Below are 14,850 nucleotides of genomic sequence, written 5' to 3' on the forward strand. Positions count from 1 at the left end.
GGTGCGGGTCTTGCCGGTGCCGACATCCCACAGCCGTACGGTCGTGTCGTAACCGCCGGTGGCGAGGGTGCGACCGTCGGAACTGAACGCCACCGACAGCACCTCGCCGGTGTGCCCTTTCAGGGTGGTGCGGGTCTTGCCGGTGCCGACATCCCACAGCCGTACGGTCGTGTCGTAACCGCCGGTGGCGAGGGTGCGACCGTCGGAACTGAACGCCACCGAATACACCTCGCCGGCGTGCCCTCTCAGGGTGGTGCGGGCCTTGCCGGTCGCGATGTCCCACAACCGTATGGTCGCATCGGTGCTGGCGGTGGCGAGGGTGCGGCCGTCGGGGCTGAAGGCCACGGACCACACCTTGTCGGTGTGCCCTCTCAGGGTGGTGCGGGTCTTGCCGGTCGCGATGTCCCACAACCGTATGGTCGCGTCGTTGCCGGCGGTGGCGAGGGTGCGGCCGTCGGGGCTGAAGGCCAGCCAATTCACATCGTCGGTGTGTCCGGTCAGACGTCGGTGCAGGGGGAGGGCCGCTGCGTTCCGCAGGCTTTCGATGGACTCGGGGGTGTGACTGGTGCGGTAGGCCTGGACGGCCAGCAGCGAGGCGAGTTCAGGGTTTGTGCGGAGAAGCGTGTCGGACTGGGTGGCGAGTTGCCGGGACTGCGCTGATTGCCGTTGGGTGATTGCTGTCCGCCACTGCCAGAAGGCGCCCCCTGCGGCGAGGAGTGCGAGTACGAGCAGGCCGGCCAGGACCGTGTTGAGGCGCCTGCTACGTCGGATGACGGCTTGTTGGCGCTGTTTGCTGGCGGTGAGGAAGGCCGTGATGTCGCCTGGCAGGTGACGTCGCCGTGACCACTCGAGGCCTTCCGCGAGTGCTGTTCCCCCGAGAAGATCTCCCGTGTCGGTTGTGGCTGCCCAGCGGGCCTGTTGTCCGCGGGTGCGGTTGAGCCATTCCTGGAAATGGTGATCCTGGCTGATCCACTCGCGCAGTGTGCCCCAGTCACGGATGAGCGCGTCATGGATGAGTTCGGCCACCGGCTCGCCGGGAGGGGCGTCTGGGCGTTGTGGGTCTCGCAGCGTCTGGGTGGTGATGATGCGATGGCGTGTGAGGGCGGCCATGACGGTGTCGACGTCACCGTCGGGTGCGTCGTCCGGAGCCGCTGCCAGGTCTCGCAGTTCGTTGAGGGGGACATGCGCGCGGACGGCCGGTATGCGGTGGCTAGGGTCGGCGGGGTGCACCAGCGAGGTCAGGATGCGCCGTGCGGTGAGCTGTTGGCCGGGGGACAGCTCGTTGAGGGCGCTGTCGCACCAGGTGGTCAGGCTTCCGCTGACCGCTCCGATGCGGCGGTAGGCCTCGTGGGTGAGGTATCCGTCCTGACGACGGAGCCACAGCTGGCTGAGCGTCAGTTCCAGCAGGGGCAGCACGGTCACGGGTGCTTCTCCGGCTGTCGCTGCCTCCGGAGTGGTGGCCAGGACGTCGGTGATGATCTGTTCCGGCAGTCCCGGTTGGAAATGGAGTCCCACGTCCTGTGCGGGCAGGACGATGATGTCGTGCAAGTCCTGCCGGGTAAGGATGCCCGGTACGTTGAGGAGCCCGGGCATCGCCATTTCCAGCAACCTGGGTGCCAGAGCGGCCAGTTGGGGGTAGAAGTCGTCGCGCATGACCAGGATCACGCTGAGTTCGGCGGGCGAGTTGACTGCTGCAGCGATCTGGTCGGCGACGGCTGTGCGGTTCCGCCGGCGGCCATTGGCGGCTTGGGTGAAGAGTTCTTCGAACTGGTCGACGATCAGCAGGAGGCGCTCGTGGGTGGGGTCGGCTGCTAGGCGACGCGTGACCGCCTCGGCTATCCCTTCGGTGATGGCCCCGGGCAGCCCCGCCCGCTCGATCTCCGCCGACAAGTCCTGCCTCGGCCGGGCGAGCACCGGCAACCACCGGTCGCTGCCCGGCAGCTCCCCTGCGGCCAGCGCACGCAGCACACCGGCCTGGATCAGAGACGACTTGCCCGACCCGGAGGGCCCGAGCAGCAGCGTGAGGGGCCGCTGGCGGGCCAGGTTCGACACGACCTGTCGTACCGCGTCCCGCCGGCCTTGGAACCATCGGGCCTGGTTTTCGGTGAACGACTCCAGCCCCCGGTAGGGGCACAGCGCCTGCTCGGCAAGTTCCGGCAGGATCTCCCGCAAGACCTGCGTCGGCGTGACGTACGCGATGCCCTGACCTCGTACGTACTCGTCGGGAGCGGTGATCTCGGTGAGCATGCCGATGACCAGGCCGGTCACCTCGTCGAGGACCGGCCCGCCGCTGAACCCGGTGGTGAGGTCGTTGGCGGCCGTCAACTGCAGGTGCGGGCCCCTGCCGCCGACAGCTGGCAGCAGATCTCCGGCCACACCGAATCCGAAGTGTCCGTCGGGCGGGGCCTGAGCGGGAAACCCGAATGAGCGCACATGGTGGCCCCGACAGCCCGCCGCGGAGCCCAACAGCAACGATCTCATGCTTGCCGACGTACCGCTCAGGTGAAGGACGGCCACGTCCTCGTCCTCGGGAGCGCGCCACAGCCCCGTCACGACATGCCCCTCGGCCCGGAAGCTCTCCGCTATGTGGGGAAAGACCACTCCCACTCGTTGCCCGGGCCCGCCTCCCGCCGCCCGGACGACGTGCGCACAGGTGACCAGGACACCCTCGGCCACCAAGAAACCGGCTCCCGCCACTTTCCTTCCCGGCCCGAGGATCTGTGCCACGGCAGCGGGCAAATCCGATACTGCAGGGTCGTCCGACACGTTACCGACGTCTTCCACCGGATCAGCCCGGATTCTCGTGGGGGAGAGGCTGACCGAGTCCTTCCTTCACCCATGACAAGGTCACCTTCAGATGGCCACTGGCCTGGCTCTTGGTGATCACGGCCCCGGCCTCGGCCGCGAGGTCGACACCGAACTCGACCGAGATGTTGTCGGGGTGAGCCTTGCGCAGCTGGTCGAGTGTGGCGTGCGCCGCCTTGGCGACCGGCTCCAGAGCCACCTGCAGAGTCCCCGGTAGCTCATGAATGGCATCGCCGATACGACCGGCCTTCACCGGCCCTTCCAACGCACCCGCTGGCTCCTCGACCAGAACCCAGCCCCCGCCTTCCAACGGAATCCGAGTCAGAGGTGTCAAAACGCCTCCTCCGCCTATCGTGCTCACCTCAGGCGTCGACGAGCGGGGTGCCGTCGACGCCGATGCCGCTCCCCGTCGCCCCGTGGGTGAGGCCGCCGAGCGCCGTGAACGGAACTGCGGCGTTGTCTTAACGCCTGGAGCTTTGATCGATGGTCGTCGACGTCTCGCTTCGGCGTCCTGGCCAGGATCCCCGCACATGGCAGGGGCCGCATCTCGGAGCAGGCAGTTGAGGTGAGCTGCCAGCGCCCACGGGAGGGGAGCACCGCAGGCCCGGCTGCGCTACCTGATCAAGGGCTTCGTCACCCGTCTCGAGGTGATCCTCCGGCTCGAACTTCCTGATGCGGCCACGAACGGCAGGGGTGTCCCGGCGGCCGAGCACAACGCTCAGCCCGAGCAGGCCATGAAGCAGGAAGCACGCCCGCATCGAACTCGAGCAGGCCGTGAGCACCGCACAGCGGAAGATCATGCATGACGTCGTTGACGCCGACTGCGGTGGTGATGACTTTGAACACCACGACGGACCGTACAACTCGTCTCCACAAACCACGGCCGATTCCCCACGCCCCCCACGGAGCGGCGGAGTCGTCCTACTGGTCGCGCACGCCAAAACCCCTACTCCACCGGCCATAAGCTGCTGCCCGACATGGCAGCGGATGCGTATACGAACGGCCGGATGCATATGAGCGTCCCAGGGGGCTTCACGGTCACGCGCCGCGCAGGAGGATGTATGACGGCAGTGGCAGCCACAGGGCGTCCTGCGCTTTTTCAAGATCACCCCGAAGGGGCGACACCAGCCCCTTCGTCGCCCGTGCGGTGCGTTCTTCCGAAATCGCCCTCATGAGCGCTCACCTGCATAAATGATCAAAGGAGTGCGGCCACTGGGCCTGGCCGGATGGCCCATCTGTCCGTATGTGGGTTGCAGCCCTGACGGTCCGTCGGTTTCCTCATAAGCGGAGCACAACAAGACGCCGCGCACTCCGGCCGGCCACTGCTTCTCGGAGGAACTTCATGCGTATCAAGTGGGCAGGCGCCGGCATCGGCATCGGTTTCGTTCTCGGTATTGTCGGCCTCTCGAGCCCGGCCGCGGCAGCCGCGAACGGCCCCACCGGTGATCCGAGTATGCACATCAGCCCGCGCCACGCCGCCCCAGGCTCCACCGTCACAGTCAGCACCAGAGCCTGTGGCTCGGAGACCTACGGGAAGGGCGAGTCTGAGGCAGGAGGCAAGTTTCACCTCCTGCCAGGCGACCGGGAGGGTGTACTGACCGGCGAATTCAAGGTCCCGGGCGGCACCGAGACCGGCGGTTACACCGTCACCCTGAAGTGCCCGCCGCGCGTCAAGATCACGGGCACATACTGGGTCGGCCCCGGCAACCCCAGCGGCGCGATCGACGCTGGTTTCGGGGCGGCGAACGACAAGGGCACGCAACTTGCCCTCGGCGCGGTGCTGCTCGCCGGAGCCGCCGCCGGCGGCGTGATCAAGATGCGCCGCTCCCCGACCGGTGCCCGCGTTTGACGCTCTGCCCTGCCGGCCCAGCTCTCATGCCCGTGTCCGGGGGCTGGGGGGATCATCGCGAAGCGGAGGCTCCACAGCGATGGAATCGAGGTACGAGCCCTGCGGCCCTTCCCCCTCGTCCACCCCGTCCGCCAAATTTCTCGCCTACGTTCTACTGGCGGGCATGGTGCTGGTGATCACGGCGCTCCGGGGCGAACGGCCTCCGCAACCTTCGGCCGCGCAGTCCTTCTCCTCCTCCGCGCCACCCGGGAACAGCAGCACCGTCTCGACCCGGTATCCCTCTGTGCCGCCCCTGCCCCCGTCGGCTCCAGTCCGGCTGCGAATTCCCGCCATCGGCGTGAATGCCCCAATGACGGAACTGAGCCTCGACGACACAGGAGCACTGCGCCCACCATCGGCCAGTATGCCCGGCTTTGCCGGGTGGTATGGCGCCGGTACACCTCCTGGCTCAATCGGCACAGCCGTCACTACGGGACACGTGGACACGCCGCAAGGCCCCGGAGTCTTCCACCGCCTCGGAGAACTAGCCAAGGGCGACACCATCGAGATCATCAGGTCAGACCGGCGGACAGCCGTCTTCACGGTCGACGCTGTGGAGCTCTACGACAAGAAGGCGTTTCCGGATGAGAAGGTTTACGGCAGCTCCCACCGGCCCGAACTCCGCGTCATCACCTGTGGGGGTCCATACGCCGAAGAAACCGGCTACCAGGGAAATGTCGTGGTCTTTGCGACGCTGACCGCGGCGTAGAACGATGGCAGTGCCGCTGAGCAGGCCGAGATTCGTCCTCGCCTGCCTCCGACTCCGGGAACGCCTTCGCGTTGAGCTCGCGCATCGCGCGGGTCTGCCGCCGCACCGCGTGGGCGTGCTCGGTATCGCACGGGTGCAGGATGCGCAGGTCAGCGGTCATCATGCGGCGGCCGACCGGGCGGGTGCAGTCGTCGACACCGCCTGCAAGAGCTGTTCGTCCAGGCCGGGCCAGTGAGGTCGGCTGCGCAGGTCTAGGAGAGGTGGCGGCTTGTCAGGCGTGGTCGTGGAGAGTGACTTGGCAGCCCTCGGGGTCGGCAAAGGTGAATCCCGGTGGCTGCCGGCAAGAAGGTCAGCAAGGGCACCCGTCACAGGTGAAGGCCACATCCGCCACCGCCTTCACCCCCGCAGCGGACGCTCGGCCTCGACCGGCACCACGTCGCCGCCCTGTCGGAGATGTTCCATGCCATCACCGACGATTGGCGGGCGGCGGGATGTGGGGAGACCGACCAGGCCTTCCTCCAGTTCGTCCAGAGCGCGCCGGGCCGCGGCGATGCGCTCGCGCAGCTCCTGTTCGGGGGCGTGCTGTGTCCCCGTGTGCTCGTCTTGTTCACGTTGAGGACGGCGCGGCCGAGGGAGCCGAAGTGTTCGGGGTCGTGGTCGGCGAAGAAGACCCAGCCGACCATGGCGTAGACGTACAGGAGCCGGGCGCCGACGAGGAGGAAGCTGAAGGTGCCGGGGAGGCTGCGGCCCACGGCGACCATGAAGACGCGGAGTTGGGGCAGGAAGCGGGCCATGCGCAGCAGCCGCAGGACGGTGCGGTTCTCGCGGACGACGGGCAGGAACGCGGAGACCACGACGGCCGGGTCGAACAGGTTCCACGGGTCGCGGAAGAAGTCGCGGGGGCGGTCGGCGTGCGCGCAGGCCCGCAGGAGTATCTCGGCCGTGAAGGCGGCCAGGCAGATGTACTCGGCAAGGCGTAACCACGCGCCCCAACCCGTCACCAGCGCGCTGTACGTCTCCACGCCCAGCAGTGCCGCGTTGGCGAGGATCAGGGCGAACACGGTGACGCCGAACCAGCGGGCCTCCGTGACGGCGCGGGCCCGTTCGGCGAGCGCCCGGCGGAGGGGGCGGGGCGCCGGTCCGTGGTCGTACGGTCGTGCGGGTCGCTCGCGCAGCGCGACGTCCCGCCGCCCCGAGGTGGGGCGGCGGGTCCAGCACTGTCGATGTGCGTCGGTCGGGGGTCGGCCGCGCCGTACGAGGCTGGCCGTCGGCCATGGCCGCGACGCCATGGCACGTCAGTGGCGATCGGATGGGGACCGCCGAGTGGACGGGTGTTGCCCGTCCCCTCGTACAAGGTTGTGCCCCTCGTGGTCAGACCGCTCGCGGTTGCAGGTAACGGGCCAGCAGGTCGTCCAGGCTGACCAGGCCGGTGAGTCGACCGGTGTCGTCGCGGACGACGGCGAGTGAGGCGCACTGCCGGCGGAGTGCGTCGATCGCGTCGGCCACCGTGGCGTTGTCCGCCAGCTCCGGTACGGGCCGGGCGAGGGCGCGAGCCGTGACGGCACGGCCTCGGGTGCGGGCGACCAGGCGGTCGCGGGCGTGGACCGAACCGAGGATGACGCCGTCGGCGCGGACCAGGAGCCGCGTGCGGTCGTGGTCGGCGGCGGCGCGGAGGATGGCCTCGGCGTCGGCGTCCGCGTCGACCGCGGTGATCTCGGCGGCCGGAATCGCGAGGTAGCTCACCGGGGTCTCGGGTTCCGTCAGCGAGCGGGTGATCAGCTCGGAGTCGGCCTCGTTTGATCAGGCCGAGGCGCTGCGACTCCTCGACGAGATGCGTGAGCCGTTCCGGTTGTGGACGGAGGTCAGCTCGTCGCGCGGGGTGACCTGGCACAGCCGCACCAGCGCGTTGCTGATCCGGTTGAGCAGCCCGATCAGCGGTCGTACGGCCTTGACCACGGCCCGGAAGGGCGGGGACAGCGGCATCGCCGAGCGTTCGGGGTGGGCGATGGCCCAGGACTTGGGTGCCATCTCCCCCAGCACCATGTGCAGGAACACCACCACGATCATGGCCACGGCGAACGCGATGCCGTAGCCGACCGCGCTCGGCAGGCCCAGTTCGTGCAGCAGCGGGTCGAGTTCGTGCGAGATCGCGGGCTTGGACACCGAGCCCAGACCCAGCGTGCACACGGTGATACCGAGCTGGGCGCCCTCGCCCGCTCCGCAGGCAGTCCGCCCGCATCCTCAAAGCCGAGGCCCGTGCCATGAAGAACGACGAGACCCAGGCAGACCCGGCATCCCAGGTCGTCCAGGGCGAGACCACCGACGCAGCCGACAGCACTGCCTCCGGCACGGACCAGCGGTCCACCGGGGCTTCCGAACGCCCCGGTGGCACGGCGGGAACACCCGAGCAAGGCAGCAGGCCGTAGACCGACGCCGGGCTACTCTGGTCGCGCGCAGCATCCGGGCGAGACCAGCGGGGCCACCGCGGAGAACCCGGGCTCGGCCTGACCGGACGGGCCGGGGAACCTGCCGCGACCGTCCGGTGATCGCGGTGTGGAAGGACTAGAACCGCCGGTAACCGCGCCGGTCCGGCCCGCAGGCTCCTGACGGCCTCGGTCCGCTGCGGTCCGGGCCGACCCCGGTCGCGGAAGGCCACTCGGCGCATTTTTCTTGCCGCTCCGGCACCAGAAAACCAGCTGACCAAAGGGCCTGCCGTCCGAAGACGCAACGATCGCGAGGCCACCGGAGGGAAGCGTGGCTAACGTCTGGATCCTGAGGCAGGGCGAGAAGGTACGCAAGGGCGAGAGGACAGCCAGGCTGATCCGTGCGGACGCCATCACATGTGTCACCACGACCATCGGTACTATCCGTCAGCGCTCGTCGACCATGAGCTCGGTCGCCGGAACGGAGCAGCAAAGCAGAACCTGCTCGTCACGGGGTTCGACGAGCGGGTCGACAAGGTAGGCCGTGGGGCCGTGGACCGCCGCATGAACAGTGAGCGGACAGCTCAAGGACAGGAGACCACTGTGGACGGGATGGTCGATGTACCTGATGTCGGGGCGCCGATGTCGTCGATGACGTGCTCGTACTGGCCGTTGCCGCCGAGTGAGACGACCAGGAGGTGGTGGAATTTCACGCCTGGTGTGTTCGGGGCAAGGAAACCGTTGTGCTGGACGATGGTCGGGTCGACGTTGTAGTTGCAGTAGCTGCCGAGCCCCCATCCCTCGTGCGTGGTCACCGAGTCGGCCACTTTGTAGGCCGCGTAGCCGTTGACGGAGCCGTTCTGGATGGCCGCCTGGTTCGGGGCGTCGTACGCTTTCTCGTTCTGGTAGAAGATGGTGCGGCCGCGCTCTCCGTTCCATTGCGTGTCGTACTTGTTGAAGTGCTCGACGAACAGGCCGGTGGCGAGGACGTCGTCGCCGTTCACGACGATGCCGTAGTCGCCGCGGTTGGTCTCCCAGCCCACCCCGTCACCGTGGTCGGCGCGCCACAGCCAGGTGTGGTCGATGATGGTGTGACGGCTGTTGATCACCATGCTGGTGGTCGCCTTGCCGGGGCCGGTTCCACCGATGCGGATGAACACGTCCTGCACGGTGATCGGGTTGTCGCTGTGACCGGCTGAGCAGCCGCGTTCGCCCACTTCGAGCAGTGTGCGGGAGTTGACCGGCCCGGCGTCGATGAGGAAACCGGCCAGGCGCACCCCGTCGACGTCGGCGACCTTGAGGGCGGTGACGCCGTTGGTCGGGATCAGGGTGGCGTAGCCAAGTCCGAGCACCACCGTGTTGGGCCGCCTGACGCGGACCGTCTCGTCGAGGTGATAGATCCCCGGCGTCAGCAGCAGGTGGAGTCCCTGGGCGAGCGCCCGATTGATGGTGGCCGCGCTGACACCGGGTTTGGCCACGTAGAAGCGCGACAGGGGCAGGGAGGTGCCTCGCGGCGTGCCGTTGCCCCAGCTGACTCCGCGGGCGTTGGCGGGCCGCTGGTACGTGTGACCGTCCTCGGTCAGCTCTATCTCGCGGGGGAGCGTGAGCGTTCCGGCCCAGCCTTCGGCATCGAACCACTCCTTGCCGCGGGCTTCCCAGGACCAGCCCCACAGCAGCCATCTGCGGCCGGGTGCGCGGAGCAGGGCGGGGGCGTAGAAGTCCGGGCCGTGGTCGAGGAGTTGGGGCGGCCCTGCTTCGAAGACGTCGCCGTGGTCCCTACCGGCCAGGGCCAGCACGCCGTGCGGGCCGTCGCGTTCGTACCAGGCGGAGAGGATGAGGGCACCTCGCCCGTCGGCCGCCGGCATGTACTGGGGGCACTCCCAGCCTTCGCCGGTGAGCAGTGCGCTGTCGTCGAGGGGCTCTGGTTCGCGGGCGCAGAAGGGTCCCCGGTAGGTCCAGGTCTGCAGGTCGGGCGATTCGTACAGCAGGGCCGCGGCGCGGCCGTCGGCGAGTGCGGCGCCGACCAGCATTCGCCGAAGGTTCCCGTCCTGCCAGACGTAGGGGTCGCGGTACATGGTGGTGCCGTCGGGTGGCTCGGGTATGAGCAGGTCGCCGCGGGGGTGGAAGGTCAGGCCGCCGTCAGGGGATGTGGCGGTGGTGATCAGCTGATGCTGCGGGCGCTCCTGGCGGTGCGCGGAGTAGAAGGCGAGGAGCCGGTCACCGTCGGAGACGGCGTTGCCGGAGAAGCAGCCGTCGGCGTCCTCGCCCCCGGGAGTGGGGGTCAGGGCGATCGGCAGCGGTTCCCCTCTGATCAGGTCAGGGCTGCGGAAGTGGCCCCAGTGCATGTTGGCGTGGTCGGCTCCGTACGGGTTGTACTGGTAGCAGACGTGGTAGTGGCCGTCGTGGTGGACCACGCCCCCTGGGTGTCGAGGCCCCGCATCAGCGCCCTGCGTGCGGCCGCCGGATGCCGACGCCATCCGCTTGCGTCCCCGATCGATGCCGTGCGGTGTCCTCGTCCGCGGCTCCGGACAGCACGGGCACCCGCCCGCTCTCCGATGCGCGCTCGCCTGCCGCCACCGCAAACCTCCGGCGCGCAGGTCCACCCACGTCTGACCTGGTGAACGGCCAAGGTGAGCGCTGATCGACAAGGGTCGCCAAGACTTCAAAGGGGCTCTGGGGCCGCTCTCCGCGCGAGCGGTGGTGACCGACGACGGTGATCAGAGTACGAAAAGAGTCGGTGCCGTCACGTCCGCGATGGTCCCGTGACGCCGATCAATGCGCCTCCCCCAGACGCAGCACAAGGCGGGTGTCACCTCCCTTCCTCCCCAACACATCCACGGCAGCAGCAATATACAAACGATCTTGTATATTGATACACTCTAATTGATACATCCCAGCCGAGGAGGGCATCATGAGTCGCACGGTCATCGATCTCGACGACGAGGCGCTGGAAGAAGCAGCCAGAGAACTCGGCACCACCACCAAGCGCGACACCATCAACACCGCCCTGCGGGAAGTCACGGCCCGCTACCGGCGTCTGCGCGCTCTCGAAGAAGCCCGTGAACTGGCGGCCGACGGCGCTCTCGACATGAATCTGCTGTTGGACAAACGTGCGTACCGCCCCATGAGCACGGACTCGGCAACCGACGACCGTGCCACCGGAGCGGACGAGTGACCGTCGCCGACTACCTCATCGACACCTCCGCCCTCGCCCGCGTCCTGCTCCGCCAGAACACGGCCGAATGGGACGACAGGATCGGCGCCGGCCTCGTCGCGATCTGCGACCTCACCGAACTGGAAGTCCTCTACTCGGCTCGTTCGACCACAGACCGCGCCCGCTTGAAGGCGGCACTCGACGCCCACTACATCTGGTACCCCATGCCGGACGGCGTCTACCGCCGCTCCCGCACCGTCCAGGAACAACTGACCGCCAAGGGCGAGCACCGCAGCGCAGGCCCCGTCGACCTTCTGGTGGCCGCCGCCGCAGAAGAAGCGGGACTCACCCTGCTCCACTACGACCGCGACTTCGAGACCATCGCCCGTACAACAGGGCAGCCGGTCCGCACGATCGACCTCAGACAGTAGAACCCGCCCGCTCGCGCGGACGGGGACCAAGCCGCTCGTCGACCACTTGCCTGGTGACGGTGTCACGACGGCGCCCCGCCGACGAGCGGCCCTCATCCTATGCGCGTGCACCTGTCCCACGGATGGGCCGATTCCAGTACGGGCCACTTCCCGGCACCCGGCTCAGGCGTCGCAGCCCGCTCAGGCGGCTCAGCGTGCCCACGAGCTCCTGGCAGAGCCGCCTACTCGAAGGTCCCCGACAGCACTTCTGATTTCCTCGCGTCCTGCCAGCGTCCCGAATTGAGCACCCAAGGCCTCGTACACACCCCTACGGAGACCTACCTCAACGCGGGAACACCACATCTGCGCAGGTCAGAGCCGTTCGAACTAGCGCCGACAGCAACGGCGTTGAACTCACGAGCAGCGGATTCCGCCCGTTGGCCCAACAGACTGAATCCGCACCCTCGATGAGACGTTTCCGCAGGTCAGAGGCTTGTACGGCGGGGCGGGTGGACTCGCACCCACGGCCGACGGATTATGAGTAGGTCGGCGCCTGTTTGGCATCGTGCTCCTTCTCGGTCCTCGTCAGTCTTCTCCGATCCTTGTGTCCAACCTGCGTCCGGAACACGTCCCGGAAGTACAAGTTCGGCTCCCGCAGCAGCCGCCTGTCTCCCAGCTGGGAGACAGGCTCCAAACCCGAGAGCAGCGGATTCCCCTTCCAGCGTGCGAGGGCTCCACCCCGGCCGCCCGGCGAAATAGCTGCCACCATACGGTTTACCTCCGCGCGAGCGGAGGTGCTCCGCCCACCACGGGCTTGAGCACGACGCTCCAGCACCCCTCTGCTCAGGAATGCACCGCCGGACAGATCGTTCGTGAAAGTCCCCGGGCTTGTCCCTGGATCGGCGATGACTCCCAAGGCTCGGGGACGGCGTGTTCCCAGGCCTGTCGCGAAGTGCCCGACAGGTCGGTTCAGAAGGGGTAGTGCGCCTGCTGCGTGGCGATGGTCACCCAGCGCGTGTTGGAGAACGCTTCGATCCCCCAGCGGCCGCCGAAGCGCCCGTACCCGGAGGCCTTCGCCCCGCCGAACGGGGCCTGCGGCTCGTCGGCCACCGACTGGTCGTTGATGTGGACGATGCCGGTGCGGATGCGGCGCGCCACCGTCAGGCCGTGGGTGGCGTTCTCCGTGATGATGCCGCAGGTCAGGCCGTTGTCGGTGTCGTTGGCGAGGGTTACGGCGGTTTCGTCATCAGTGAAGGTCTCGATCACGCAGACCGGGCCGAACGCCTCCGTGTGGTACAGGTCCGCGTCCCTCGGGACGCCGGTGAGGACGGTCGCCGGGTGGACCGCGCCGTCCGGTTCACCGCCGCCGAGCAGGACCTTCGCGCCCTTGGCCACGGCGTCCGCGACCAGGTCGGCCACCCGCCGGGCGGCCCGCGCGCTCACCAGCGGGCCCACGACCGTGTACGGCTCCCCGGGGTCGCCGGCTGCCAGCGAACCCGCCTTCGCGGTGAACTTCCGGGTGAACTCCTCGGCCAGGGACTCGTGGACGAGGATCCGGTCCCCGGACATGCAGATCTGCCCGGCGTTCATGAACACGCTGAACGTCACGGCGTCCACGGCGTAGTCCACGTCCGCGTCGTCGAGGACGAGCACCGCGTTCTTGCCGCCCAACTCCAGTACGGCTGGCTTGAGGTGACGGGCCGCCAGCTCTCCGACGAGCCGTCCGACAGCGGTGGAGCCGGTGAAGTTCACCGCCCGTACCCGCTCGTCGGCGATCAGCGTCTCGGCGATCTCGGCCGCGTCCTCACGTTCGTTGGTGATGACGTTGAGCACGCCGTCCGGCAGCCCGGCCTCCCGCAGCACGTCGGCGACCAGCAGCCCACAGGCGATCGGCGCGTCCTCGCTCGCCTTGACGACGACCGTGTTGCCCGCGGCCAGCGGCGCGGCCACCGCCCGCACGCCCAGGATGACCGGCGCGTTCCAGGGCGCGAACGCCGCGACCACGCCCAGCGGTTCGCGTACCGCGAGGCCCAGCGCGCCCTGCTCCTGCGCGCTGAGCACCTCACCACGCGGGGCGGTGATCGCGGCTGCCGCCTCGCGCAGGATGTTCGCCGCCAGCATCACGTTGAAGAACGCCCACGGGCGGGTGCCGCCCGCCTCCTGTGCCATCAGGTCACCGACCTGTGCGCCGCGCCCGTCCAGCAGGTCGGCTGCCTTCAGGAAGATCGCCCGGCGGGCGAAGGGGGGCAGCGCGGCCCACTCCTCGAAGGCCGCGTCGGCCGCGTCCACGGCACGCACGACGTCCTCGGGGCCGGCGGCGGCCACGGTGGCGTACACCTCCCCGGTGAAGGGGTTGATGTCGTCGGTGGTCCGGCCGGACGCGGCGGGCACGTCTCTGCCGGCGATGTACAGCTCTCGAGTGATGGCCATGAGGTCGTTCTCCTTGCTACGTAGCGTCGTTGATACGCGATGAGCGGTGTGCGCGATGTGCGGTGTCAGGAAGGCTGGGCCACGGCCGCGTCGGTCAGTTCGGTGGCGCCCGCCTCGACACGGTCGGCGGCCCGGAGCATGCCGGCCGTTTCCTCGGCCGACAGGTCCCAGGCCGCGATGCGGCGTACGCCCTCGGGGCCGAGTTCGACGGGCACGGTGAGGCTGGTGCCTCGTACCCCGTACTCGCCGTCCAGCACGACGGAGGCGGGGACGAGCGTCCCGGAACCGGTGGCGATCGCCTCGATGAGACGGGCGGTGCCCAGGCCGGTGGTCCAGGTGGAGGTGCGCCCCGAGTCGAGAGCCACGTGCTTGGAGTACCAGGTGTCCACGTACTCCTCGGCGGTCGTGCGCTGCTCGTCGGTGAGTACGACGGGCTCCCCGCCGACCCTGACCCGGCTGTACAGCGGGACCTGGCCCTCGCCGTGCTCGCCGAGCATCCAGGCGTCGATGTCCTTCGGCGGCACGCCGAGCGCGAACGCGATGCCGGTGCGCAGCCGGAGGCTGTCGTTGAGGGTGTAGCCGATCAGTCGCTCGCGCGGCAGCCAGCCCTGCCGGTGCACCCAGGTCAGCAGCGGGTCGACGGGGTTGGTGAGCATGAGCACCAGCCCACCGAAGTCCGCCCCGGCCTCCCGCAGGGGACGCAGGCACTCGTTCACGATCCGCGCGTTGTCGGCGAGGAAGACGGAACGGGAGGAGTTCAGCCGCAGCGGGACGGCGGCGCTCAGCACGACCACGTCCGCGTCGAGCGCGTCCTCGGGGGTGCCGCCCCGGACGGTGTCGGCGGTGGCGCCGAGGCCGAGGGCGTTCTCCAGGTCCATGGTGTGGCTGGTGATCATGTTCGGCCGGGTGTCGACGAGCACGATCTCGTACGTCCCCTGCGCGGAGAGCAGATTGAACGCGGCGGAGGAGCCGATGCCGCCGGCGCCTCCGATGATGACGACCTTCACGGGTCTGTGCCTTCCGTTCAGCGG

11 protein-coding genes and 1 pseudogene are annotated in these 14,850 nt (G+C 68.7%); 5 read left to right on the top strand and 7 right to left on the bottom strand.

Annotated elements, in window-relative coordinates; translation table 11 throughout:
- The coding region (locus tag ACZ4Z3_RS00375; protein WP_468498943.1) for an nSTAND1 domain-containing NTPase at nt 1–2,784 on the bottom strand (2,784 nt) is incomplete at its 3' end.
- A gap of 4 nt (nt 2,785–2,788) precedes the next feature.
- Complete coding sequence (locus tag ACZ4Z3_RS00380; RefSeq protein ID WP_468498944.1) at nt 2,789–3,139, bottom strand: CU044_2847 family protein; 351 nt, start codon at nt 3,137–3,139, stop codon at nt 2,789–2,791.
- 1,008 nt (nt 3,140–4,147) lie between these two features.
- On the opposite strand from ACZ4Z3_RS00380, the gene ACZ4Z3_RS00385 reads away from it, so the two are divergent.
- Nucleotides 4,148–4,654, top strand: a complete 507-nt coding sequence (locus tag ACZ4Z3_RS00385) for a sortase (RefSeq protein ID WP_468498945.1) — start codon at nt 4,148–4,150, stop codon at nt 4,652–4,654.
- Between the two features lie 163 nt (nt 4,655–4,817).
- The gene (locus ACZ4Z3_RS00390) at nt 4,818–5,402 is read left to right on the top strand and encodes a class F sortase (RefSeq protein WP_468498946.1); all 585 of its coding nucleotides are present in this window, start codon (nt 4,818–4,820) and stop codon (nt 5,400–5,402) included.
- 365 nt (nt 5,403–5,767) lie between these two features.
- On the opposite strand, the gene ACZ4Z3_RS00395 is transcribed toward ACZ4Z3_RS00390, so the two are convergent.
- Nucleotides 5,768–6,691 (bottom strand): ion transporter, encoded by a 924-nt coding sequence (locus ACZ4Z3_RS00395; protein WP_468498947.1) that lies wholly within the window; start codon nt 6,689–6,691, stop codon nt 5,768–5,770.
- 82 nt (nt 6,692–6,773) lie between these two features.
- Nucleotides 6,774–7,610: pseudogene (locus ACZ4Z3_RS00400) on the bottom strand (CNNM domain-containing protein); the annotation flags it as partial.
- Between the two features lie 53 nt (nt 7,611–7,663).
- Here ACZ4Z3_RS00400 and ACZ4Z3_RS00405 point away from each other — a divergent pair.
- Nucleotides 7,664–7,828 carry a hypothetical protein gene (locus tag ACZ4Z3_RS00405; protein WP_468498948.1) on the top strand — a complete coding sequence of 55 codons (165 nt, stop codon included), beginning with the start codon at nt 7,664–7,666 and terminating at the stop codon, nt 7,826–7,828.
- Nucleotides 7,829–8,409: 581 nt separating this feature from the next.
- Here ACZ4Z3_RS00405 and ACZ4Z3_RS00410 read toward each other — a convergent pair.
- Nucleotides 8,410–10,239, bottom strand: coding sequence for a hypothetical protein (locus ACZ4Z3_RS00410; protein WP_468498949.1), 1,830 nt, complete (start codon nt 10,237–10,239; stop codon nt 8,410–8,412).
- A gap of 497 nt (nt 10,240–10,736) precedes the next feature.
- Between ACZ4Z3_RS00410 and ACZ4Z3_RS00415 the strand changes: the two genes are divergently transcribed.
- Both ACZ4Z3_RS00415 and ACZ4Z3_RS00420 read left to right on the top strand, forming a co-directional pair.
- The gene (locus ACZ4Z3_RS00415) at nt 10,737–11,000 is read left to right on the top strand and encodes a type II toxin-antitoxin system VapB family antitoxin (RefSeq protein WP_468498950.1); all 264 of its coding nucleotides are present in this window, start codon (nt 10,737–10,739) and stop codon (nt 10,998–11,000) included.
- A complete protein-coding gene (locus ACZ4Z3_RS00420) occupies nt 10,997–11,410 on the top strand; it encodes a PIN domain-containing protein (protein ID WP_468498951.1) in 414 nt (137 codons plus the stop codon). Before ACZ4Z3_RS00415 ends, ACZ4Z3_RS00420 begins: the two co-directional genes overlap by 4 nt.
- Nucleotides 11,411–12,358: 948 nt before the next feature.
- Here ACZ4Z3_RS00420 and ACZ4Z3_RS00425 read toward each other — a convergent pair.
- Nucleotides 12,359–13,819 (bottom strand): aldehyde dehydrogenase family protein, encoded by a 1,461-nt coding sequence (locus ACZ4Z3_RS00425; RefSeq protein WP_468498952.1) that lies wholly within the window; start codon nt 13,817–13,819, stop codon nt 12,359–12,361.
- Between the two features lie 65 nt (nt 13,820–13,884).
- Nucleotides 13,885–14,826, bottom strand: coding sequence for a malate dehydrogenase (locus ACZ4Z3_RS00430; protein ID WP_468498953.1), 942 nt, complete (start codon nt 14,824–14,826; stop codon nt 13,885–13,887).
- Nucleotides 14,827–14,850: the final 24 nt, after the last annotated feature.

Source organism: Streptomyces sp. NPDC030296 (genome assembly GCF_055572815.1).

What these genes read in the sequence shown, in the direction of transcription:
- ACZ4Z3_RS00425 (WP_468498952.1), bottom strand. Translation starts at nt 13,819, where the DNA reads ATGGCCATCACTCGAGAGCTGTACATCGCCGGCAGAGACGTGCCCGCC.
- ACZ4Z3_RS00390 (WP_468498946.1), top strand. Translation starts at nt 4,818, where the DNA reads ATGGTGCTGGTGATCACGGCGCTCCGGGGCGAACGGCCTCCGCAACCT.
- ACZ4Z3_RS00395 (WP_468498947.1), bottom strand. Translation starts at nt 6,691, where the DNA reads ATGGCGTCGCGGCCATGGCCGACGGCCAGCCTCGTACGGCGCGGCCGA.
- ACZ4Z3_RS00385 (WP_468498945.1), top strand. Translation starts at nt 4,148, where the DNA reads ATGCGTATCAAGTGGGCAGGCGCCGGCATCGGCATCGGTTTCGTTCTC.
- ACZ4Z3_RS00415 (WP_468498950.1), top strand. Translation starts at nt 10,737, where the DNA reads ATGAGTCGCACGGTCATCGATCTCGACGACGAGGCGCTGGAAGAAGCA.
- ACZ4Z3_RS00405 (WP_468498948.1), top strand. Translation starts at nt 7,664, where the DNA reads ATGAAGAACGACGAGACCCAGGCAGACCCGGCATCCCAGGTCGTCCAG.